Raw genomic sequence first — 20522 nt, 5'->3', positions numbered from 1 at the left:
CAGCCAGCGCTTCTGGCTCAGCCCCAATCGAGGCTGCAAAAAAAACGGGCACTCAAATCACTTGAGTGCCCGTTCATTGTGACAGTGTCACTTTCTTCTTCGCGCTGCTTGGCTGAGTTTGTCTCCTCACGCCGCCCAAGTATCTGTGCTCGCAAAGCGCGCAACAGATACATCGAGTGCTGGCGAATGTAGACCTTGGGCCGAGTGCACACACTTGGGGTTATCACTGCGTCAATGCACCGGGCAGGGGATGTTTGCTTGCGCTCACATCTTGAATTGCCTTTGAAATGATGAATCCGGCTTCGATTGGTCTGCAACTCCGCAAGAGCGGAAAAATGCATCATTTCGGGTCTTTTTCTCCGCTGAGGCCGCGTGAGAAATGTTGGGTTTTCGCCAACTTCCTCAACGAAATCATGAAGAGCAAGGCGCGTTTGCGGCTCAGCAAGTCCTGCGGCCACTGTGACGTGAATGTGAAAAGAGCAGACCTCGTCGGCTATCTTGCGCTTTGCCGGAACGGCGCGCAGGGAACAATCCTGGTCATGAAGACATCGATGCGCTGGCTGAGCCAACAGTTGAACCGCCCGGTCTGGCAAGTCCTGGGAAGCCTGAGTCTGCTTGCCGTTTTGGGCGGCTGTGGCGGCGGAGGTGGTGGCAACGCGAGTGCACCAGCACCCACGCCAACCCCGGTGGGCAGCGCCAGCAGCACCTTCGGCTTGAGCCTGCCGCGCGCAGGTCTGAGCGCGCAAGACCTGGGCATCATCGTGGCCGATGGAGACGCCCTGTCGGAAGCGACGGCCGCCTACTACCAAGCCGCGCGTGGCGTGCCGGCCGCCAACATCATTCGCGTCAAGCTCAACACCAGCGCCGAAACCATCGCCGCCAGCGACTTCATCGCCCTGAAGGCCGAGGTGGACGCCAAACTGCCGGCCGGCGTGCAGGCCACCTTGCTGACCTGGAATTCACCGGCCCGCGTGGTCGGCACCTGCACCATGAGCATCACCAGCGCTCTGGCCTTTGGCTATGACGCCAAGTACTGCGGTGGTTGTGCGAGCACCAGTTCTTCGCCCTATTACGACACCGAATCGAACAAGCCTTGGGTGGACCACAAATTCCGCCCGTCCATGATGTTGGGCGCACGCAGCCTGGAAGCGGCACGCAGCCTGATTGACCGCGGCGTGCGCGCCGACGGCAGTCAACCCAGTGGCAGCGGCTATTTGCTGCGCACCAGCGACGCTGCCCGCAGCGTCCGCTATGTGGATTACACCGGCTTGCCCGCCAGTTGGGCCGGGCGGCTGCAACTGAACGCCATCGACAATTCGGCCGGTGCTGCCAGCGACGCCATCGTCGGCAAGACCGATGTGCTGTTTTATTTCACCGGCAAGGCCGTGGTGCCGAGCTTGAGCAGCAATAGCTTCGTGCCCGGCGCCGTCGCGGATCACCTGACCTCCTTCGGTGGCATGCTGCCCACGGGCGGGGGGCAGATGCCGATTACCGACTGGCTGGACGCCGGTGCGACCGCGAGTTACGGCACCGTCGAGGAGCCCTGTAACTATCAGCAGAAGTTCTCAAGAGCCAGTGTCTTGATCGAGCATTACTACCGCGGCGACAGCGTCATCGAGGCCTATTGGAAGTCGGTGCAATGGCCGGGCCAGGGCCTCTTTGTCGGGGAGCCCTTGGCCCAGCCCTTCAAAGACAGCGCGAGCTTCACGCTGGAAGGCAGCCAATACCTGATCAAGACTCGGTCCCTGCGCCCCAATAGCAATTACTCCTTGGAATTCCGCACCGGCCCAACGGGCAGCTGGACCAGCTTGGCCAACTTCACGATTCCCTCGGCCGGGGCACAAACTCTGAACGCGCCCTTGCCACCGGCCACCGCCACCCAGCTGCGCTGGCGCGGCCCCTGCCCAAACAACAACAGCCTGCAGTGCACGCTCAGCGAAAGCCCTTGACGCCGACGCAGGACTGAAAGCGGCGCGCGCTGGCAAAATGCAAGCCCATCCAGGCGCCGCACATGTCTCCCCAAACTCCCGCTTTCCGCGTGCTGTCTGTCATCCCTCCGATGACGCAGCTCAACACGCCCTATCCGTCCACGGCCTATATCACCGGCTTTTTGCGCTCACGCGGGGTGGACGCGGTCCAAGAAGACCTGGCCCTGGCCTTGATGCTGCGCCTGTTCAGCCGCGAAGGCCTGCAAGCCCTGCATGCTCGCATCGAAGCCCAAGCACCCCAAAAGCGCTCGGCCCAGGTGCAGAACTTCGAGGCCTTGTACGAGCGCTACTTGGCCACCATCAAGCCGGTCATCACGTTTTTGCAGGGGGGCGACTCCACGCTGGCGCAGCGCATCTGCGGCCGCAACTTCCTGCCCGAGGGCAAGCGCTTTGAGTCGCTCGATGTCTATATCGACGAGGACGGCGGCGACCCGCTGGCTTGGGCTTTTGGCGCTTTGGGTCTGCAAGACCGGGCTCGTCACCTCGCCACGTTGTACCTGAACGATTTGGCCGATGTGCTGCGCGACGCCGTCGACCCTCGTTTCGAGTTCGTGCGCTACGCCGAGTCTTTGTCCACCAGCCAGCCGACTTTTGAACCGCTGGCCGAGGCGCTGGCGGCGCCGCTGAATCTGGTCGATGAAACCCTGCGTGAGCTGACCTTGGCAGCGGTGGCCAAGCATCAACCGCGGCTCTTGCTGGTGTCGGTGCCATTCCCCGGTGCCGTCTATGCAGCCTTCCGCATCGCTCAAGCGGTCAAGGCGGCGCACCCCGACATCGTCATCGCCCTGGGCGGCGGCTTCGTCAACACCGAGTTGCGCGAGCTGAGCGAGCCGCGTGTGTTCGACTACTTTGACTATCTGACCTTGGATGCCGGCGAGCGCCCGCTCTTGGCGCTGCTGGAACACCTGCAGGGCAAGCGCTCCCGCCAGCGCCTGGTGCGCACTTTTGTGCGCGAAGAAGGCCAGGTGCGCTACATCAACTTCGTCGAGCCTGACATTGCCTTTGCCGAGGTGGGCACCCCGACCTGGGACGGTCTGCCCCTGGATCGCTATCTGTCGCTGCTGGACATGCTGAACCCGATGAACCGGCTTTGGTCGGACGGGCGCTGGAACAAGCTGACCGTGGCGCATGGCTGTTACTGGAAGAAGTGCAGCTTCTGCGATGTCTCGCTGGACTACATCTCCCGGTATGAGGGAGCCTCCGCGGCCACACTGGTGGACCGCATCGAAGCCATCGTGGCCGAAACCGGCCAGACCGGCTTTCACTTCGTCGACGAAGCCGCGCCGCCCAAGGCCTTGAAGGCGCTGGCCGCCGAGTTGCAGGCGCGCCAGACCAGCATCAGCTGGTGGGGCAATATCCGCTTTGAGAAGTCCTTCAGCCCCGATCTCTGCCAGCAGCTGGCCGACAGCGGCTGCATCGCCATCTCCGGCGGCTTGGAAGTCGCCTCCGATCGTTTGCTGAATCTGATGAAGAAGGGCGTGTCGGTCGAGCAGGTGGCGCGCGTCACCAAGGCCTTCACCGACTCGGGCATTTTGGTGCATGCCTACCTGATGTACGGCTTCCCGACCCAGACGGTGCAAGACACCGTCGACGCGCTCGAGTACGTGCGCCAGCTGTTCGAGCAGGGCTGCATCCAGAGCGGCTTTTTCCACCGCTTCGCCTGCACCGTGCATTCACCGGTGGGGCGTGAGCCCGAGGCCTATGGCGTGACGCTGCGGCCGCTGCCGCCGGTCAGCTTTGCCAAGAACGATGTGGGCTTTATCGACCCGACAGGGGTCGACCATGACCGACTCGGCCTGGCCTTGAAGAAAGCCATCTACAACTACATGCATGGCATCGGCCTGGAAGAAGATGTGCGCACTTGGTTCCCCTTCAAGGTGCCCAAGACCACGGTGGCGCGCCACCGCATTGCGCGAGCCTTGGCCACCCAAGGCTGAGGCTGAAGCGCTCAGCAGGCCCCAGATTTCAGCGCTTGCTGAGCCACAAAGCCCTCGAAGCCGGTGAGCAGTGCATCCAGTTGCGGGGAGTGCCCCTCCAACTGTTGCAAGGCCATCACGGCGGCCTCCAGCGTCGACAGCTGATCCGGCTGATGTGCCTTTCGGATGGCATAGCGGGAAGGCCCGGTCGGGTTGAGCGAGAGCCGTGGCAGCTGAAGCAAGGCCGGGTTCAGATGCAGCATCTTGCGGCTCTTGCGCCAGGTGGCGTCCAGCACGACCAAACGGCTGCAGCGCGGGCTGTCGGCTTCAAGATGCGCCGCCAAAGCTGGCGGTTCTTCTGCTTGCGCATCCGGCGGATAAAGCAAACAGGTCGCCCCGCCAATCCCCGGCGCAGCCAAGGCTTGGGCCAGCAAGGCGGGCTCGAACTGCTCGCCCACCCAAACTTGGCAATGCGTCATGGAGAGTTGCAAAAGCCGCGCCGTGCCCTTGCTGTGATGCTGCTCCAGCGGATGCTGCAGCACCAGCAGCTCGACCCGGTTATCGACCGGTCTGACCCATCGGCAGATGCAGGCCCTGAGCGGGCGTTCGCAGCTCAGGCACCGGGCGCGTGTCGGCCCAGTCGCTGTCTTCGCTATCTGGGGACTGTTCAAGACGGGGCTCATGGGACCGCATCATGGCACGGCGACTCGCACCACCAGCCGTCCCGCCACCCAGCTTGCGGTAGTGAGCTGCCGCCCAGACGGCGGCCAGCCGCACACCCAGCAACACGGCCAGCATATTGAACAAACCCCACAGCGGCGGCTCATTGGCCGAGAACAGCAGCACCGGCAAGGGCAGCTCGACCGAACTCTCGCGCCCCGACAAATTGAACACACCCCAGATCAAACCGACAAACCAAGCGGCAGCAAGCCCGCTCAGAAACCAAGCCACCGTCGGGCGACGCCCCCGCTTGGGCGAACGCACCGTGAGATAGCTCCAACACAAGGCCAGCGCCAGCAGCAACAAGGCGATCAGCCCTGCTTCGATAAGGATCGCCTGGGTGCTGCCGCGGCTGACCAGCGCATGCGGAAACAGCTCAGTGGGCAAGCGCAGTTCGGCCAATAGCCAAGCTAAAGACCAAGCGACCAAGTAAAGCAAGATGCCGGAACACAGGGCCCAAGCGCGTCGAGTGCTGATCATGAGAGGGCGACGTCCTGTCGAGAGGGAGTATGCACCCGATTTTCTGCGAGGCATGAGCCGAATGAATCACGCAGGGGCCCCGGTGTCGGGGGGCTCAAGCCGTCAAAACCACACGCATTCAGGGGGTAGGTGGCTTCAGTTGCCCAATGCCAAGGCATCCAGCCGGGCTTCAATGTTCAACATCATTTGCCGATACGCTGACCCCTCAAGACCGCCATAGCGCTTCAGGAATTCGCGCTCGCTCAAGAACTCCGGCAGATCGGCCACGTTCGGCATGAAAGCCGATTCCGGCTGGCCTTGACTCATCAGGGCTTGCAAGCGCTCTGGCGCCTGTTCGGCGAACAAGCCAAAGCGGGTGCCCGCTCGGTCGGCCGCAATATCGTTGAAGCTGAAGCCGCTGCCGCCGCGCGAATCCGACAGCTCCTTGTAAACGCCAATCGCATCTGCGAAGGGCCCGCCGCCTTCCATGGCCAAGGCTGCGGAGATCAAGAAATGCAAGGCGAAGTCTTCTCGCCCGTTCAAAGTCAGCTGCAGCGGCGCCGGGCGGACCCAGGTCTGAGCCACAGGCATCAAGCGAGCCCAGCTTTCGCCGACACCATAAAGCGCCAAGGTCAGCACGGCCGCCCGGTTCTCGGCCGCCGCCTGGGTGCCCAGACCGGCGCTGCGCTGTTGTGCCAGCATGAACATCGCCGGCATCACCGTCGCCAAGGACACCGGCTGCCCCGGCGGCAAGGTTTGCACCCAACGCGCCAAATGATCTTGATAGGCCTGAGCCCGCTGCTGCTCAGCGGCCGGCCAAAGCGATGACAACACCCGCGCCATGCTGTCTTCTTGCCAGCGATAACGGACATGCATCAGCTCAGCACCAAAACCGATGTGCTCCACCAGTTCGAGCGGCAGTTGCAGTTCGGGGCTGGCCGGCATCCGCTCCAGCCCATACCTCAAGACCCGATTCGCCAGCCAGGCCGGCACAGGCAAATGGCCAACCCGCAGGCGTTTGAAAACGGGCAGGCCCGGCGCTTCGAGCAACTCCGCCTCCACATTGAGCCACAGGCCCAGGCGCGGCAGGGACCAACTGGCCAGCAAGAGGGCTTGGCCAGGCTGCAGCTGCATGCGTGCCGCACCCCGCCCATAGACGCGCGCGGCCTGGCCAATCAAGAGATTCAGATCCTTTTGACCGACGCTCAAAACCCGTTGCACACCCTCGTCCCGCTTGCGCGGATCATTGCGGCGTACAAAGTCCTTGGCCTGTTGCACATCGGCCGGAAGCAAGTCGGCCGCCATCGCGAGCAAAGGCGTGCGCTGCAAGCTCAAGGCGACGCACAGCCCCAGTGCCAGCATCACACCCAAAAGAAAAAACAAGGCCCAACGCCCGATCGCCACAAGTCTCATGCCTCGCAGTCTGCCAGCAAAGCGCCGAAGCGCTGGCGAGGCAGTGCCCAGGACAGACAATGCCGGCCATGTCTGCCGCCCCTGCACCGCCCGCTGCGCCAAGGATCTGGCCTCCCACCGAGGAGACCTTGGCCCGCCTGTTCGACAAGCACCGCCTGCAGCGCGGCCGCCTGCTGCAAGCCCGCATCCAAGACCTGCAGGCAGACACCCATGGCGCCAGCGCTCGGGTGCAGGGCAATAGCGAACAGCTTTTTGAATTGGCTTTGCAAGGCATGACCGGCAGCGACGGCCAGCCGCACTACAGCGCGCTGTGCAGCTGCCCCACCCGGCGCTTTTGCGAGCATGCCGCCGCCGTCATGCTCAAGCTGCAGACCGAGGCCGATGCACCGCTGCGCGCCCATACCCTGCAGCGCTGGGTCGAGGCCTTGCGCCGCAAAGCCGGACGCGAGGAGTTGAAGGCGCTGCCGCGCCTGCCCGAGGCCGATGCCGCCAAGCTGATGGACCTCTTGCTGGATGACGCCGCGCCACCGCCCGCAGCTCTACCCAAACCCGCACCAGCCCCAGCGCCGCAGGGCGAAGCCTTGCGTTTTCGCCCGCGCTTGACACTGCGCACCCTGAGCCGAGGCGACGGCCTGCTGGGTTTGGTCCCCGGCGGCAAGCTGGGTCCGCGCGGCGATGCCGTCACCATCGCCCTGGTCGACTGGACCTATGCCGATGGCAGCGGCATTTGCTGGAGCACGCCGGCGCCACGCACGCTTTTGAACAGTCGCCCGCCCTTGACGCAAGCGCTGGGTTCTCGCCTGCTGGCCCGCAACCTGCCCGCCGAGGCCGAAGCGCGCGATCAGCTTTGGAGTTCGGGCCTGTTGCCGCTGGACCCGGATTTACTGCAATGGCGAGCGCCTCATCTGGCCGCCGGGCTGGAGCCGCCCTGGACGCTCTTGCAAGAAGACTTCTTTGCCGAGTTCTGGCTGCAGCGCGTGCCGGAGCTGGAAGCTCAGGGCTGGGCGGTGGTGGCGCAAGCGGGCTTTGCCCACCGCCCGGTGGCAGCCGAAGCCTGGCGCATCCAGATTCAGCGCCTGAGCCTGCCGGCGCGCGAAGGCTCTTGGCTTTTGACGCTGGGCGTGGAGATCGAGGGTGAGTCGCTGGACTTGGCGCCCATGATTGCCGATCTGCTGCGCCGCGATGGCCGCTGGCTGGACGCAGAGGCCATCGCCGCCATCGACGACGCGGCCATCATCCTGCTGCACGCACCCGGCGGGCGCCGCATCGAAGCCCCGGCGGCCACGCTCAAGCCCATCGTGGCGGCCATGGTCGATCTGCTGAGCGACCCCAAGCGCCGCGAGGGTCCGCTGCCGTTGAGTGACTGGGATGTCTGTCGACTCGATGGACTGGACGCTCGCGCCGGCTGGCAAATCCATGGCGACGCCGATCTGCGCCTGATGGCCCAGCGTCTGCGCGCCGCCGGCTCACCGCGAGCGCAAGCGCAGCCCGCAGCACTGGGCCTAACGCTGCGGCCCTATCAGCTGGGGGGGTTGGCTTGGCTGCAATACCTGCGCGAGCAGGGCCTGGCCGGCATCTTGGCCGACGATATGGGCCTGGGCAAAACCGCGCAGGCCTTGGCCCACCTGCTGCTGGAAAAACAAGCCGGCCGGCTCGACCGACCGGCGCTGGCAGTCTTGCCCACCTCGCTGCTGTTCAACTGGCAGGCCGAGGCCCAGCGCATTGCGCCGGACCTACGCGTCTTGCTGCTGCAAGGGCAGGAGCGCGCGCAGCATTTTTCGCACTTGGCCGACTACGACCTGGTGCTGAGCACCTACCCCTTGCTTTGGCGCGATGCCGCCGTCTTGACGGCGCAGCCTTGGCATCTTTTGATCCTGGACGAAGCGCAAACGGTCAAGAACGCCGGCAGCCGCGCCGCCGCCGCGGTGCGCAAGTTGCATGCCCGCCATCGCCTCTGCCTGACCGGCACGCCGCTGGAGAACCATCTGGGCGAGTTGTGGGCGCAGTTCGACTTCTTGATGCCCGGTTTTTTGGGCGACGCACGCAGCTTTGCCCGGCTCTGGCGCAAGCCCATCGAAGAAAACGGTGAAACGCTGAGGGCGCAACTGCTGCAGCAGCGGGTGCGGCCCTTCATCCTGCGGCGGCGCAAGGAGGAGGTGGCGACCGAGTTGCCGGCGCTCAGCACCGTGACCCGACGAGTTCAGCTCTATGGTCAGCAACGCGATTTGTACGAAAGCGTGCGGGTGGCGGCCGACAAGCAGGTGCGCCGCGTGCTGGAACGGCGTGGCTTTGGCGGGGCGCAGGTCTCGGTCTTGGACGCCTTGCTGAAGCTGCGGCAAGTCTGCTGCGACCCCGGCTTGCTGAAAGGCATGGATCTGCCGCCCGAAATGGAGCGCGCCAAGCTGGAACTGTTGCGCGAGATGCTGCCCGAGCTGCTCGCCGAGGGGCGGCGGGTGCTGGTGTTTTCGCAGTTCACCGAGATGCTGGGGCTGATCGAGGATGAGTTGCAGCGTCTGGGTCTGCCCTGGCTGACACTCAGCGGCGCCACGCCGGTGGCGACGCGGGCCGAGATCGTGCGGCGTTTCCAAGCGCAAGAGCTGCCCTTGATGCTGATCAGCCTGAAGGCAGGCGGGGTGGGGCTGAACCTGACGGCGGCCGACACGGTGATCCATGTCGACCCCTGGTGGAACCCGGCCGTGGAGGCTCAAGCCAGCGCGCGGGCGCACCGCATCGGCCAGGACAAACCGGTGTTTGTCTACAAACTGGTGGTGGCCGGCAGCATCGAGGAACGGATGCTGGAGTTGCAAGCGCGCAAACTGGCGCTGGCGGAAGGGGTGTTGGGCAGTGATGCTGCCGATGCCAGCAAATTCACGGCCCAAGACCTGGATTTGCTATTGGCACCGCTGGCGAGCTAGTGTGTCGCGCCAGCGGCCCTAGGTTTTTGCACCATGACGGTGCAAATTCTCAACGCTTGCGGTCGAAGCGGATGGCGCGGGCCACGCTGCGGCGGTCGCTGCCGAAGTTGCCGGCTTCAAAAGCTTCGTGCTTACGACCCTTGTTGTCGGCCTGCCACTCGGGGCAAGGCATGCGACGGGGCTGGGGTTCGGAAGAATGCTGCTGCGTTTTCATGGCTGTTTCTGGCCTCGGTTACTACGACGGGGAGATTCCAACAATCCCGCTCCGTTTGCAGTGACAACGCAGGCGGTTTCAGCCTGGTTGACAAGGCAGCAAAGTTTTTTTGGCCATCGGGCGTGTTGCTGATCGCGGCTTCGGCACAGAGTTGCCCTTGGGTTTGGCTTGGTGGGCACTGCCGCCCGGACAGCCGCCAGGCTCATGGCTCGGGGATCGGCGCTGCGTGCCGACTACACTGCGCTGCTCGCAGCTTGGGACCGGCGCAGAACTCTCTCCACTCGCTGCGCTCGTTTCGTTCAAACATGCTGCGCCAAGTCAGTAGTTGAAGTGCGCTGCGCGCGCGTCCCAAGCTGCTGTGCTGCTCGGCCCCTCACAAATCGCCCGGCAAGTGCCCGGGCGGCAGTGCTCTTGTATGGAAGGCGCTTGGCGTTCTCGTCGATGGCGAAACACAAACCCGAAGGTGGCCCGGCCCGCCGACGGGCGATTTGTGCCCGGCCGAGGGCGTAGCGGAGCGGGTCAGGCGCGCGCAGCGCGCTTCGACTACTGACTTGGCGGCACTTGTTAGAGCGAAGCGAGTTCGGAGCCGGCCCCAAGTTGCGAGCAGCGCAAGGCAGTCGGCCCACCGGGGCCGTGCCTCACGCATAAAGCCAACAGTCCACTCCGGGCACTTCGCATCTACTCGCTCTGCGGGTTTGAATGACAGGCTCCTGCTCGGGAGCGGATGACGTAGCCGTTGGCAACTCACAGCGTGAGGCTGAGACCCAAGAGTGACATGCATGCTGTTGCCGCATCGACTTCCGCTTCGCCCTGCCCAAGCTAGTGGCCCAAGCCCGTATGCTGCCGCCATGAGTCTTGATGCCCCACTTCTCCTTGATCGCTTCGACGCCGCCATCGCCACGCTGCGTGAACAGCACGATCCCTTAGGCCCCGGCTTTTGTATCGGCCTTTCGATAGAAGGCCAAACCGTCCGTACCGCGCATCACGGCTTGGCGCATTTGGAGTGGCCGCAGCCGCTCGCAGGCGACACCCGCTTCTACCTCGCATCGGAGTCCAAGTTTTGGGTCGGGGCGTTGGTGATGCAGGCGGTTGCGGCTGGCCGGATCGCGCTGGACGCCGATATGCGTGCGCTGCTGCCTGCGCTCGCCAGCTACGAGCATCCTGTGCGTCTTGGCCACTTGCTGCGCCACACCAGCGGTGTCGATGACTATCTCTACCTCTGGCAGATGCAACTCGGGCATGACGACAACGACCTCGTCACCCAGGCCCAGGCTTTGGAGTTGATCCGCAAGACCGAAGACGGGGACTTCGAGCCGGGCAGCCGCTTTGATTACAGCAATAGCAACTACGTGCTCTTGGCCGATTGCTTGGAGCGCGATGCCGGCTTGCCGCTGGACGAGATCGCGCGGCAGCGCCTCTTTGAGCCTTGGCAACTGCACGACACCGGTTTTGAGAACGACCCCCATCGCGTCTTGCCGCGCCGTGCTCGCAGCTACCAAACCAGTGCCAGCAGCGCGACCGGTGGTTGGCGCGAACTGCCGGTGAACCTGGCCAGTTGGGGCGATGGCGGCATGTGGTCGACGCTGGACGATCTGCTGCGCGCCGAGGCTTGCTTGTTGGACGATTGGCGCCGCCAAGGCCGCCATTCGCTGCTCGCTCTGTGCATTGCAGACGACCTGCGCTTCGCCTCAGCCGGTGAGCCCTACCGCTTCGGCACCGAGATCCTGCGCAAAGATCAGCGGCAGCTCTTGTTTCACGGCGGCGGCTTCGCCGCCTTCTCTTCGCTGGCGCTGCGCTGCCCTGAAGACGGCATCGCGCTGGTCGTGCTGGCCAATGCCGAGGGATTTGATGCCTCCGCCACAACATGGGCGGAACGCCTGTGGCCCGGGGCCGAAGTGTAGGTGCCCAAGTGAGCAGGCTCTACCGCTTGAACCCCAACGCTTGCGCAATGTCGCGGATGCGTCTGTGCCCAGCCTGAAGCGATGCGGCGTTCGTGTGCACGGAGCTGGGGCCCATGACCAGCGGATGAGGGTGGCGAACGGCGGTGCCGATCAGCACCCGCGCACCCGGCCCCAAGGCCTGCACCTGGATGTCACCTGGCCCGTCCAGAACCAGCAACTGGCCCTTCCCGTCTTGGCCTTGCACCCGTGCCTGGCCATCGAACACAAAAGCCCAGGCCACGTCGTGATCCTCGGGCGGGTGGTAGTTCCATGAAGCCCCGGTCTCCAGGGTCAGCACCCCGTAGTTCATCGCCTGATGAGACGGGATCGGGCTCGCCGCTCTGACGCCGGCTTCTGAGAACTCGCCCAACAGCACCTGCACATGGCCGCCTGCAATGGGCAAGCGCGGCACGGCTTCGGGCGGCACATAGTGGCCGGTGGCCGGGCCATCCTCAATGCCCGGCGGCATCGCCACCCAGAGCTGAAGGCCTTTCGCCGGGCCGCTGCCCATCAGATGGCCCTGATGCCAAGCGCCGCCGCCCGAGTTCATCCATTCCAGCCCGCCGGCTTTCAACACGCCCTTCTGGCCGGTCGTGTCCTCATAGGCCACATCTGTGTCCGGTTGCCAGGTCAGCGTGGCAATGCCGGAATGCGGATGCATGCCAAAGCCGAAGCCGGGTTCGATGACGGCGTTGAAGAAATCCAAAAAGATGAAGGGCTTGAGCTTCTCGCCCAAGGCGCCAGGATCAATCAAACGTTGGATGGGCCCCATGGCATGGCCCGTGGCGCGGTGCAGGAGGGTTTTCAGTTTTGACATGGGGTCCACGTTTTAAACGTCAAAGGGAGCGCGGGGCCGCAGCGGCTGGCCGCCTCGCGATAGATCAACGCAGATTGCCCTTGGCAAAGGCTTGGTACACGCCTTCCGCGCCAAAGGCTTCGAAGAAGCCTGCCGAGGCCGGGTTCTTGTAGTTGCCCAGCATGCTGGTGATCATGGGCGTGACGCTCATGATGTCGATGCCGTGGCGCTGCAAGATTTCGCGGCTGTTTTGGCCGGCCATCTTGGTGCAAGCGGCAGAGATGTCGAGCAAGGCCACCACATTGAAGCCCTCTTCGGCAGCCGACAAGGCCGGCGGCACCAAGCAGACATCAGTGGTCAGGCCGGCCATCAGCAGATTCTTCTTGCCGGTGGCGCGCACAGCCTTTGCAAAGGCTGGGTCTTCCCAAGCATTGATCACGCCCGTGCGTTGAATGCGTTGCTCGTACTCCTTGGGCAAGATGCTTTTGAACTCGGGCAGCAAGGGGCCTTGGGCCTCGGTCTCCAAGCTGCTAGTCAACACCACCGGCATGCCGGCTGACTTGGCAAAGCGCGCCATCACCCGCACCCACATTTTCAGCTGCTCGCGCTCGGCCTCGTGAGCCAATTCGCCGGCCCAGCCAATGGTGCCCACTTGATGGTCCACCAGGATGAGAGCGGTGTTGTCGGTTTTGAAGCTGCGGTGATCTACGGTCTTGGGCATAGGGGCGGCGTTGGGTGATTTGCGTGAAGGGCTGGTGGAGGCGGTAGTGCTGGCGCTGGCGCTGGCGGCAGCCAGGCCGAGCCCGCTGCTCAAGGCGGCGGTGGTGATGAATTGACGTCGATGGGCGCTGGTCATGGGCTGACTCCGAAGGGGCTGTTGAACATGGATCTCAGCTTATTGATGCATGAATCAAAGAAAAATAGTGAAAATGGCGAACACTATTCCATCCATGCAATAAAGGGGCGGGCTTTGGATCTCTTGCGCGATATGGCGCTGTTTGTCGAAGTGGTGCGCAAGCGCAGTTTCACGGCCGCTGCTGCGGCTTTGGACATGCCCGCCTCCACCCTGTCTCGGCGCATCTCGACGCTGGAGCGCTCGTTGGGCTTGTCACTGCTGAGTCGCACGACCCGTCGGGTGGAAATGACGGAAAGCGGCGCGGCCTACTACGCCCGCTGTGTGCCCTTGGTGGAAGCAGCGCAAGTGGCCCATGAGCAGATTCGACAGGGCAGCGAGTGGGCGACGGGGACCTTGCGCCTGAGTTGTTCGCCGGACTTTGCTGCCTTCTATCTGCCGGAGGTGTTGGAGGCGTACACCCGCCAACATGAAGGCTTGTCCGTGGAACTCGACCTCACCCCGCGGGTGGTGGATCTGTACAGCGAGGCCCTCGATGCCGCCGTGCGCATTGGTCGCTTGTCGGACTCCTCGCTGGTGGCGCGGCGTTTGGGGGCTTTGGGGCGCGGGCTTTACGCTTCGCCGGACTACCTGGCCATGGCCGGGCAGCCGCGCTCACCGGAGGAACTGGCGCAGCATATGGGCGTGGCTTTGAAAGCCGGCGAGGCGAACAAGCGCTGGCGGCTCCGGCCGGTGAGCGCGTCCGCACCAAGGCCTGGGTCCAGCGTGGAGGTGGAGGTACGCAGCCGCTTTGCGGCCGGCAGCGTGACCATGGTCCAGGCCCTGGTTCTGCGTGGCGCAGGCATTGGCGTGCTGGATCACTTGATGAGCCGTGAGGCCTTGAGGCGCGGGCAGCTGGTGCGGGTCTTGCCTGAATGGGCCGTGCCCGACGCTGAAATCTATCTGCTGACCGTGTCTCGATTTGTCCCGGCCCGGGTGCGCCTGTTTGGCGACCTCTTGCAAGCGCGACTGGAGAGCGCGAACCAAGCCTAGGCTTAGGCGCATCCTGCTGCTGGCGCTGCAGGATGGCCCGTGCGGCCGTCTTATTGGGCGACGGTCAACAAACTCTCATCCCAATCCGCATGCTTGTCGAAGCCCAACAGGTTCGCCGTGGTCGCCGCGATATTGGACAAGCCGGCCGTTGGCGTTTGCTTCAGGCCCAGCTTCAGGCCTGGGATGTTTTGGTACAGGATCAGCGGCACGGGGTTGAGCGTGTGGGCGGTCTTGGCTTTGAAGCTGCCGTCTTTGTTCAGCGAGGGCTGGCCGGTTTTCTTGTCCAGCTCGACCATCTCGTCGGCATTGCCGTGGTCGGCGGTGATCAGGGCCACGCCGCCGGCGGCGTCCACTGCCTTCATCAAGCGACCCAGGGCTAGGTCGACTGCTTCGATCGCTATGGTGGCGGCGCGCAGATTGCCGGTGTGGCCGACCATATCGCCGTTGGCGAAATTGCAGCGCAGCACCTTGTACTTGCCGCTTTCCAGCGCGGCGACCATGGCGTCGGTGATCTCGGCCGCCTTCATCCAGGGGCGCTGCTCAAAAGGCACCACATCGCTGGGCACTTCGAGGTAAGTCTCACCCTCAAACTTGCTGGAGCGGTTGCCGTTCCAGAAGTAGGTGACATGGCCGAACTTCTGAGTCTCTGAGCAGGCGAACTGCTGGATGCCCATCTTGCTGAACCACTCGCCCGAGGTGTTCTTGATGGCCGGCGGCGCCACCAGGAAGCGCGCGGGCAGCTTCAGGTCGCCGTCGTATTGCAGCATGCCGGCGAAGGTGACCTTGGGCACGCGCTGGCGATCGAACTTGTCAAAAGCACTGCCTTCTTCAAAGGCACGGGTGGCTTCAATCGCGCGGTCGCCGCGGAAGTTAAAGAGCACCACGGCGTCGCCGTCTTCAATGGTGCCAATGGCCTGGCCGTTCTCGGCGATGACGAACTCGGGCAGGTCTTGGTCGATCACGCCGGGGTGCTTTTCGCGCAGGCCCTGGATGGCGGCGGTGCCGTTGGCGAACTGCGCGCCTTGGCCCAGCACATGGGTCTTCCAACCGCGTTCCACCATCGGCCAGTTGGCGTCATAACGGTCCATGGTGATGGATTGGCGGCCGCCGCCGGAGGCGATGCGGGCATCGAATCCGTCGGTGCTCAGCTCGGCCAAAAAGGCCTCGAAGGGCACGACATAGTCCAGCGCGCTGGTCTCGGGCACATCGCGACCGTCGATCAAGGCATGCACCCGCACGGTCTTGATGCCTTCTTGCTTGGCGCGCAGCACCATGGCCTTCAGGTGGTCGATATGGCTGTGCACATTGCCATCAGACAAGAGGCCCAGGAAGTGAATACGCTGATTGCCGGCCTTGGCCGCTGACACGATTTCTTGCCAAGCCTGGCCTTGCCAAAGCTCGCTTGAGGCGATGGAGTTGGCCACCAGGGCCGCGCCCTGCGAATAGACCTGGCCAGCGCCCAAGGCGTTATGTCCCACCTCGGAGTTGCCCATATCGTCGTCCGAGGGCATGCCCACGGCGGTGCCATGGGCGCGCAGCTGAATATTGGGGTACTGGGCCACCAGTCGGTCCAGCGTTGGCTTGTTGGCCGCCGCGATGGCGCTGCCGGCGCCGGTCTTTGAGATGCCGTAGCCGTCCATCACGATCAGCACCACGGGGCCGATGGCGGAGGCTTCTTGAGTGAATGTCGAGAGTTGTTGCAGCATGGGTCTGAGCAAAGAGTGGGGGCTGACGTCGCGGCGGCGCCGCACATGGAGCTGAAATGGCGCTAATCACGAGGAGCGCGAATTCTCCCATCATCCTCCTTGCCGGGCGCTGGGCGCTCTCCTTCAGCCTTCGTCCTTAAACCAGGCTGCTTCTCTTGCGCAGTTGGCTGGGCGCCTGCCCTTGCAGCTTGCGCATCAGCCGGCGCAGCGCGGTGGCGTCTTCATAGCCCACTTGGGCGGCCACTTCTTCGATGCTCAGGGTGCTGGATTCGATCAGCAGGCGCGCCCGCTGCAGGCGCACGCTGTGAATCAGGGCCAGGGTGCTTTTGCCGGTGGCCTGATGCACCCGGCGCGACAAGGTGCGAGTCGACAGGCCCAGCTGCTGCGCCAGCGCCGCCACGCTGGGTATTTGCGGCAAGCCTGCTTCAATGCGGCGCAGCAGCTGGCCGACCAAGGCGTCGCCGCTGGCCAACAGGGCCGGCACCATAAAGGGGGCCTGGGCCTCGCGGCCGTTGATCAGCAAGACGCGGCTAACGGCCTCTGCCAGCGGCACGCCGAACTGCTGGCGAAAGAGGTGCAGCATCAAGTCCACCTGCGCAAAAGCCGCACCGGCGGTGCACAGCGGGCCGTCGGTGCAGATCATGCGGTCGGCATCCACTCTGCAGCGAGGCTCCAACTGCTGCAGCTGCGGCGCCAGCCACCAGGAGGTGGTGACTTGCCGACCCGCCAAAAGCCCGGCCGCCTGCAGCATGAAAACGGCCGAGCAAGAGGCGGCGATGCGCCCCTCAAGCGCCGCATGGGTGCTCAAGGCCTGGATCAAGCGCTGCGCTTGGGGTTGCTGCAGCGCGGCCATCAAGGTCTCGACATCTTCGGTGCCCAGGCCCGGTAGCACCCAGGTGCCGGGATCGCGGCGCAGGCGCTGCGGCAGCGGCGTGCTGTCCACCCAAAGCCCCGAGCCCAAGTCCACCGGCCCACCGTCGGGCGAGAGCACACGCCAGGTGGGCGGCGCCAGTCGCAGCCGCGGCGCCAGGCTGGCCGCAGCGCGCAGCATGTCCAGCGTGGCCGCCACGCTGCTGGCGTAGCTGCCGGGGAGCACGAGCAGGGTGAAGTCGGGCATTGGTGGGGTATCGGTGGATAGGACTGAGTTTGTCTGAAAACGCCCGATTGGCGGGTTTTCAGACACTCGCAGTTTAGGGCTGAAGTCGCTCCAATGACGCACAGGCCCCACGGATGAAGGACGAAGCGAATGAAGATTACCCAACTGCGCAGCGCCACGCTGAAGATTCAGCTCGGTGAGCATTGCATCTTGGTGGATCCGATGTTGGCGCCGCGCCATGCCTTGCCGCCTTTGCGCCTGCTGGATGGAGTGCGAGAGCGCAACCCGACCTGCGACTTGCCGGGGCTAATGGATGCGCTGTTAAAAGAAGTTAGCCACGCTTTGATCACGCATTGCCAGAAAGGTCACTTCGACCACTTGGACCGCGCCGGCAAGGCCTGGCTGCGGCAGCATCAAACGCCGGTGATCTGCACGCTGCATGACGCCGAGCATCTGCGCAGCCGCGGGCTGAATGTGCAGCCCCTGAGGCAAGATCATCATCGGCCGCAGCCCTTTCTGGGCGGCCAGATTCGCACCGTGCGCTGCACCCATGGCAAAGGGGCGGTGCGCTTGTTGATGGAGCATGGCGTGGGCTATTTCATCGAGTTGCCGGGCGAGCCCTCGGTGTACTTGGCCGGCGACACGGTGCTGACGCCTGCGGTGCAGGACTTTGTGCGTGAGCATCAGCCGGATGTCTCGGTGATCCCGGCCGGCGGTGCTCGCTTCGATTGGGGCCAGGAGCTGATCATGGATGTGGCCGAGGTGCTGGCTTTTTGTCGCCTGGCGAGAGGCGCAGTGGTGGCCAACCATCTGGAGGCCTTGAGCCACTGCCCAGTCACGCGGGCCGAGCTGCGCCTAGCCGCTGAGGCTGCGGGTTTGGCCGACCGGCTCTCTGTGCCCGAGGATGGGGAGAGCTTGCAGTTCTCCCCATCCTCAGATGGTCAGCGGCCAACGCGACTTACCACTGCATCTCACCCTTGTTGACCTTGGCGCCGATGTCCAGTGCGATGCCCAAGCCTGCTTGCGGGTAGGCTTTCTTCATCGCTTCGATCAGCTCGGCGCCGTTCTTGGCCTTGGCGGCTTCGAGGTCGAAGCGCTGCAGGTACTCGCGGGTGTAGCGGATGGCGCTGACGTCGAGCGCGGTGCCGGCCGCCATATGGCCGGGGATGACGGTGCTGGGCTTCAGCGCTTCGATCTCATCCAGCTGGGCGAACCAGGCCTTGCGCTCGCTGGCTTTTTGCGTGTCGGCGGTCCACACATGCAGATTGCCGAAGATGGCGATATTGCCGGCGATGGTCTTGACGGACGGAATCCACACATAGGGGCGGTGCGCCAGTTCACCGCTGGTGCCGCGCACCTCGATGGCCTCACCATCGACGCTCAGGCTATTGCCTTGCAGGGCGTCCGGCAGCAGCGGCTTTTGCGGTGCGTTGGCGCCCATCTTGGGGCTCCAGAAGGCCACTTTGCCGGCCAGCTTGGCCTGGATCTTGTCGCGCACCGCGGGGGTGGCGAGCACCTGGGCTTGCGGGAACTGGGCCTTCAGCACTTCGGCGCCGAAGTAGAAGTCCGGGTCGGCGTTGCTGATGAAGATGGCTTTCAGCGTCTTGCCGCTGTCCAGCACATGGGCGGCCACGCGCAGCGCGTCGGCGCGGGTGAAGCCGCTGTCGATGACGATGGCTTCGGTCTTGCCGCTGACCACCACCGCATTGACGTGGAAGCTCTGCGCCTCGGCGTTGTAGACCTTGACGGTCAATGGGGCGGCGGTGGTCGTGGGGTTGGCGGCCGCCGGGCCGGCAGCGACGACGCCCAGCGTCAGGGCAGAGAAAACAAAGCGAAGAGAAGTGTTGAACTTGAACATGGTGAGAGGCTCCGGTGGGTTGATTTGAGCGACGGCTGCTTGTGCTGGCCTGTCGATGGGATGAACTGTAGGTTTTGCGTAAACATTGATAAAGTCCGCTTTGGTTAACGTTTTGTTGCGTTAATCGATGGAATAAGGCGACGGAATAGGAGGCTAGATTGGACCGACTCACCGCCGTGCGTGTGTTTGTGGAGGTGGCCGATCGCGGCAGCCTGACGCAGGCTGCCGAGCATCTGGACATGTCTACCGCCATGGTCAGCCGCTATCTGGCGGCGGTGGAAGACTGGTTTGAGGCGCGGCTGCTGCATCGCACCACCCGCAAAGTCAGCCTCACCGATGCGGGCCTGCAGGCGCTGCCGGCCTGTCGGCAATTGCTGGACTTGGCCGAAGACGCCCGCCACATCGCGGCCGAGCGCAATCGCGAGCCGGCTGGCTTGCTGCGCGTCACCACCGCCGCTTCATTCGCCGAGTCGCAGCTGACCGCCGCGCTGGTGGACTTTCAGCGCCAATACCCGCAGGTGGAAATTGCGCTGTCGGTGGGCGACAAAGCCACCGATCTGGTGGCCGAGCGGGTCGATCTGGCGGTGCGCATCACCAACACCCTGGACCCGGCCATGATTGCCCGGCCGCTGGCCCGCTGCCGCTCGGTTTTGTGCGCCTCACCGGCCTATCTGGAGCGGCACCCGGCGCCGCGCACCGCGGAAGACTTGCGCCAGCATCAATGCATCGCTCACGCCTTTGGCATCGGCCGGCAGTACCGGTTGACGCAGGGCGCGCAGAGCTTCACCGTGCCGGTGGAATGGCGCTTTCACACCAATGAGACGGCGGTGCTGCGCCAGGCCGTGCTGGCCGGCGCGGGCATCGGCATGCTGCCGACCTATTACCTGGGCGACGACTTGCGCACCGGTCGCCTGCTGCGCCTGCTGCCCGACCATGAACCCGAGCTCTTCGGCATTCACGCCATCTACCTTTCGCGCCAGCACCAGCCGCTGGCGCTGCGGCTCTTGGTGGATTTTCTGGCGGCGCGCTTTGCTGGCGACCAAGCGCCCTGGGATCGGGCGCTTTGATGCCGACCTGAATGATCAAGCGCTGGCCAGCGCCTTGTGCAGCGCCGCTTGATTGAGCCACTGGCGCAGGCGCAGCTGTATCGCCTCTTGCTCAGCGGCCAGGCGGGCGTTGCGGGCTTGCAGCCAGTCGGCGCGGGCGATGGCGCCCACCTCGTAGCGCAGCGCGGCCAGCTTTTCGGTTTGCTGCGCCTCATTCAAGCGGGCCTGGTTGGCGAGGGCCTGGGCGCGCAGTTCGCGGCGCTCGGCGGCCAATTGCTCGATCTCGACCAAGGCCTTGTGCAAGGTGTCGCGCAAGGACAAGGCGGCGTTTTCCACCTCGTTGCGGGCCTGGGCGCCTTGCAGGTCCAGGCGGCGCCAGTCCACCAGCGGCACGATCAGATTGGCCGACAGCGTGCCCAAGGGGCGTTCCAGCCAGTCGGTCCATTGCATGCCGCCGGTGCCCACGCCCAGATTCAGGCTCAGGCGGGGATAACGCGCGGCCTCAGCGCCACGCCACTGCGCCAAAGCGCTGTCAACGCCGGCGCGGGCGCGCTGCACATCGGGGCGGCG

Annotated in this window: 17 protein-coding genes; 7 read left to right on the top strand and 10 right to left on the bottom strand. The window is 64.4% G+C overall.

Features of this window, described 5'->3' with window-relative positions; genetic code table 11:
- Positions 1-539 precede the first annotated feature (539 nt).
- Both ACOVRJ_RS19920 and ACOVRJ_RS19915 read left to right on the top strand, forming a co-directional pair.
- Positions 540-1949, top strand: a complete 1410-nt coding sequence (locus tag ACOVRJ_RS19920; RefSeq protein ID WP_422045569.1) for a TIGR03790 family protein — start codon at positions 540-542, stop codon at positions 1947-1949.
- A gap of 62 nt (positions 1950-2011) precedes the next feature.
- Positions 2012-3925 carry a B12-binding domain-containing radical SAM protein gene (locus ACOVRJ_RS19915; protein WP_422045568.1) on the top strand — a complete coding sequence of 638 codons (1914 nt, stop codon included), beginning with the start codon at positions 2012-2014 and terminating at the stop codon, positions 3923-3925.
- A gap of 11 nt (positions 3926-3936) precedes the next feature.
- Here ACOVRJ_RS19915 and ACOVRJ_RS19910 read toward each other — a convergent pair whose 3' ends face one another.
- The 3 genes from ACOVRJ_RS19910 to ACOVRJ_RS19900 all read right to left on the bottom strand — a co-directional run bounded on the left by ACOVRJ_RS19910 (position 3937) and on the right by ACOVRJ_RS19900 (position 6496).
- Positions 3937-4575 carry a tRNA-uridine aminocarboxypropyltransferase gene (locus tag ACOVRJ_RS19910; protein WP_422045607.1) on the bottom strand — a complete coding sequence of 213 codons (639 nt, stop codon included), beginning with the start codon at positions 4573-4575 and terminating at the stop codon, positions 3937-3939.
- The gene (locus ACOVRJ_RS19905) at positions 4463-5104 is read right to left on the bottom strand and encodes a hypothetical protein (RefSeq protein WP_422045567.1); all 642 of its coding nucleotides are present in this window, start codon (positions 5102-5104) and stop codon (positions 4463-4465) included. The genes ACOVRJ_RS19910 and ACOVRJ_RS19905 overlap by 113 nt, the downstream gene beginning before the upstream one ends.
- A 135-nt stretch (positions 5105-5239) precedes the next feature.
- Positions 5240-6496 (bottom strand): hypothetical protein, encoded by a 1257-nt coding sequence (locus ACOVRJ_RS19900; RefSeq protein WP_422045566.1) that lies wholly within the window; start codon positions 6494-6496, stop codon positions 5240-5242.
- A 68-nt stretch (positions 6497-6564) separates the two neighbouring features.
- Between ACOVRJ_RS19900 and ACOVRJ_RS19895 the strand changes: the two genes are divergently transcribed.
- The gene (locus ACOVRJ_RS19895; protein ID WP_422045565.1) at positions 6565-9411 is read left to right on the top strand and encodes a DEAD/DEAH box helicase; all 2847 of its coding nucleotides are present in this window, start codon (positions 6565-6567) and stop codon (positions 9409-9411) included.
- 49 nt (positions 9412-9460) lie between these two features.
- Here ACOVRJ_RS19895 and ACOVRJ_RS19890 read toward each other — a convergent pair whose 3' ends face one another.
- Positions 9461-9625 (bottom strand): hypothetical protein, encoded by a 165-nt coding sequence (locus ACOVRJ_RS19890; protein WP_339595693.1) that lies wholly within the window; start codon positions 9623-9625, stop codon positions 9461-9463.
- 848 nt (positions 9626-10473) lie between these two features.
- Here ACOVRJ_RS19890 and ACOVRJ_RS19885 point away from each other — a divergent pair.
- Positions 10474-11526: a serine hydrolase domain-containing protein gene (locus tag ACOVRJ_RS19885; protein WP_422045564.1), complete on the top strand. Its 1053-nt coding sequence runs from the start codon at positions 10474-10476 to the stop codon at positions 11524-11526.
- A gap of 19 nt (positions 11527-11545) precedes the next feature.
- Here the strand turns inward: ACOVRJ_RS19885 and ACOVRJ_RS19880 are convergent, their stop codons facing one another.
- Together ACOVRJ_RS19880 and ACOVRJ_RS19875 are read right to left on the bottom strand one after the other, a co-directional pair.
- Positions 11546-12382, bottom strand: a complete 837-nt coding sequence (locus tag ACOVRJ_RS19880; RefSeq protein WP_422045563.1) for a pirin family protein — start codon at positions 12380-12382, stop codon at positions 11546-11548.
- 64 nt (positions 12383-12446) lie between these two features.
- On the bottom strand, positions 12447-13217 hold the full coding sequence (locus tag ACOVRJ_RS19875) for an isochorismatase family protein (protein WP_422045562.1): 771 nt from the start codon (positions 13215-13217) through the stop codon (positions 12447-12449).
- Positions 13218-13244: 27 nt separating this feature from the next.
- On the opposite strand from ACOVRJ_RS19875, the gene ACOVRJ_RS19870 reads away from it, so the two are divergent.
- The gene (locus tag ACOVRJ_RS19870; RefSeq protein WP_422045561.1) at positions 13245-14246 is read left to right on the top strand and encodes a LysR family transcriptional regulator; all 1002 of its coding nucleotides are present in this window, start codon (positions 13245-13247) and stop codon (positions 14244-14246) included.
- A gap of 50 nt (positions 14247-14296) precedes the next feature.
- Here the strand turns inward: ACOVRJ_RS19870 and gpmI are convergent, their stop codons facing one another.
- Together gpmI and ACOVRJ_RS19860 are read right to left on the bottom strand one after the other, a co-directional pair.
- Entirely contained in the window at positions 14297-15952 is a 1656-nt protein-coding gene (gene gpmI / locus ACOVRJ_RS19865) for a 2,3-bisphosphoglycerate-independent phosphoglycerate mutase (protein ID WP_422045560.1), read from the bottom strand.
- A gap of 136 nt (positions 15953-16088) precedes the next feature.
- Positions 16089-17069, bottom strand: coding sequence for a GlxA family transcriptional regulator (locus ACOVRJ_RS19860; protein ID WP_422045559.1), 981 nt, complete (start codon positions 17067-17069; stop codon positions 16089-16091).
- Positions 17070-17198: 129 nt separating this feature from the next.
- Between ACOVRJ_RS19860 and ACOVRJ_RS19855 the strand changes: the two genes are divergently transcribed.
- On the top strand, positions 17199-18032 hold the full coding sequence (locus tag ACOVRJ_RS19855; RefSeq protein WP_422045558.1) for an MBL fold metallo-hydrolase: 834 nt from the start codon (positions 17199-17201) through the stop codon (positions 18030-18032).
- Here ACOVRJ_RS19855 and ACOVRJ_RS19850 read toward each other — a convergent pair.
- Positions 18007-18906 (bottom strand): MBL fold metallo-hydrolase, encoded by a 900-nt coding sequence (locus tag ACOVRJ_RS19850; RefSeq protein ID WP_422045557.1) that lies wholly within the window; start codon positions 18904-18906, stop codon positions 18007-18009. The two genes, ACOVRJ_RS19855 and ACOVRJ_RS19850, sit on opposite strands and share 26 nt — an antisense overlap.
- Before the next feature lie 158 nt (positions 18907-19064).
- On the opposite strand from ACOVRJ_RS19850, the gene ACOVRJ_RS19845 reads away from it, so the two are divergent.
- Positions 19065-19973 carry a LysR family transcriptional regulator gene (locus tag ACOVRJ_RS19845; RefSeq protein WP_422045556.1) on the top strand — a complete coding sequence of 303 codons (909 nt, stop codon included), beginning with the start codon at positions 19065-19067 and terminating at the stop codon, positions 19971-19973.
- Between the two features lie 15 nt (positions 19974-19988).
- On the opposite strand, the gene ACOVRJ_RS19840 is transcribed toward ACOVRJ_RS19845, so the two are convergent.
- On the bottom strand, positions 19989-20522 hold a 534-nt coding region (locus tag ACOVRJ_RS19840), incomplete at its 5' end, for a TolC family protein (protein WP_422045555.1).

Source organism: Roseateles sp. (genome assembly GCF_049240545.1).
Classification (GTDB): Bacteria; Pseudomonadota; Gammaproteobacteria; order Burkholderiales; family Burkholderiaceae_C; genus Paucibacter_A.
The sequence above is the reverse complement of the archived record's forward strand: the minus strand, read 5'-3'. Positions and strand labels throughout refer to the sequence as shown.

Bases quoted from the DNA above. Each gene is read 5' to 3' on its own strand.
- ACOVRJ_RS19920 (WP_422045569.1), top strand. From the start codon at position 540: ATGAAGACATCGATGCGCTGGCTGAGCCAACAGTTGAACCGCCCGGTC.
- ACOVRJ_RS19915 (WP_422045568.1), top strand. From the start codon at position 2,012: ATGTCTCCCCAAACTCCCGCTTTCCGCGTGCTGTCTGTCATCCCTCCG.
- ACOVRJ_RS19905 (WP_422045567.1), bottom strand. From the start codon at position 5,104: ATGATCAGCACTCGACGCGCTTGGGCCCTGTGTTCCGGCATCTTGCTT.
- ACOVRJ_RS19900 (WP_422045566.1), bottom strand. From the start codon at position 6,496: ATGAGACTTGTGGCGATCGGGCGTTGGGCCTTGTTTTTTCTTTTGGGT.
- ACOVRJ_RS19895 (WP_422045565.1), top strand. From the start codon at position 6,565: ATGTCTGCCGCCCCTGCACCGCCCGCTGCGCCAAGGATCTGGCCTCCC.
- ACOVRJ_RS19890 (WP_339595693.1), bottom strand. From the start codon at position 9,625: ATGAAAACGCAGCAGCATTCTTCCGAACCCCAGCCCCGTCGCATGCCT.
- ACOVRJ_RS19885 (WP_422045564.1), top strand. From the start codon at position 10,474: ATGAGTCTTGATGCCCCACTTCTCCTTGATCGCTTCGACGCCGCCATC.
- ACOVRJ_RS19880 (WP_422045563.1), bottom strand. From the start codon at position 12,382: ATGTCAAAACTGAAAACCCTCCTGCACCGCGCCACGGGCCATGCCATG.
- ACOVRJ_RS19875 (WP_422045562.1), bottom strand. From the start codon at position 13,217: ATGACCAGCGCCCATCGACGTCAATTCATCACCACCGCCGCCTTGAGC.
- ACOVRJ_RS19870 (WP_422045561.1), top strand. From the start codon at position 13,245: ATGGATCTCAGCTTATTGATGCATGAATCAAAGAAAAATAGTGAAAAT.
- gpmI (WP_422045560.1), bottom strand. From the start codon at position 15,952: ATGCTGCAACAACTCTCGACATTCACTCAAGAAGCCTCCGCCATCGGC.
- ACOVRJ_RS19860 (WP_422045559.1), bottom strand. From the start codon at position 17,069: ATGCCCGACTTCACCCTGCTCGTGCTCCCCGGCAGCTACGCCAGCAGC.
- ACOVRJ_RS19855 (WP_422045558.1), top strand. From the start codon at position 17,199: ATGAAGATTACCCAACTGCGCAGCGCCACGCTGAAGATTCAGCTCGGT.
- ACOVRJ_RS19850 (WP_422045557.1), bottom strand. From the start codon at position 18,906: ATGTTCAAGTTCAACACTTCTCTTCGCTTTGTTTTCTCTGCCCTGACG.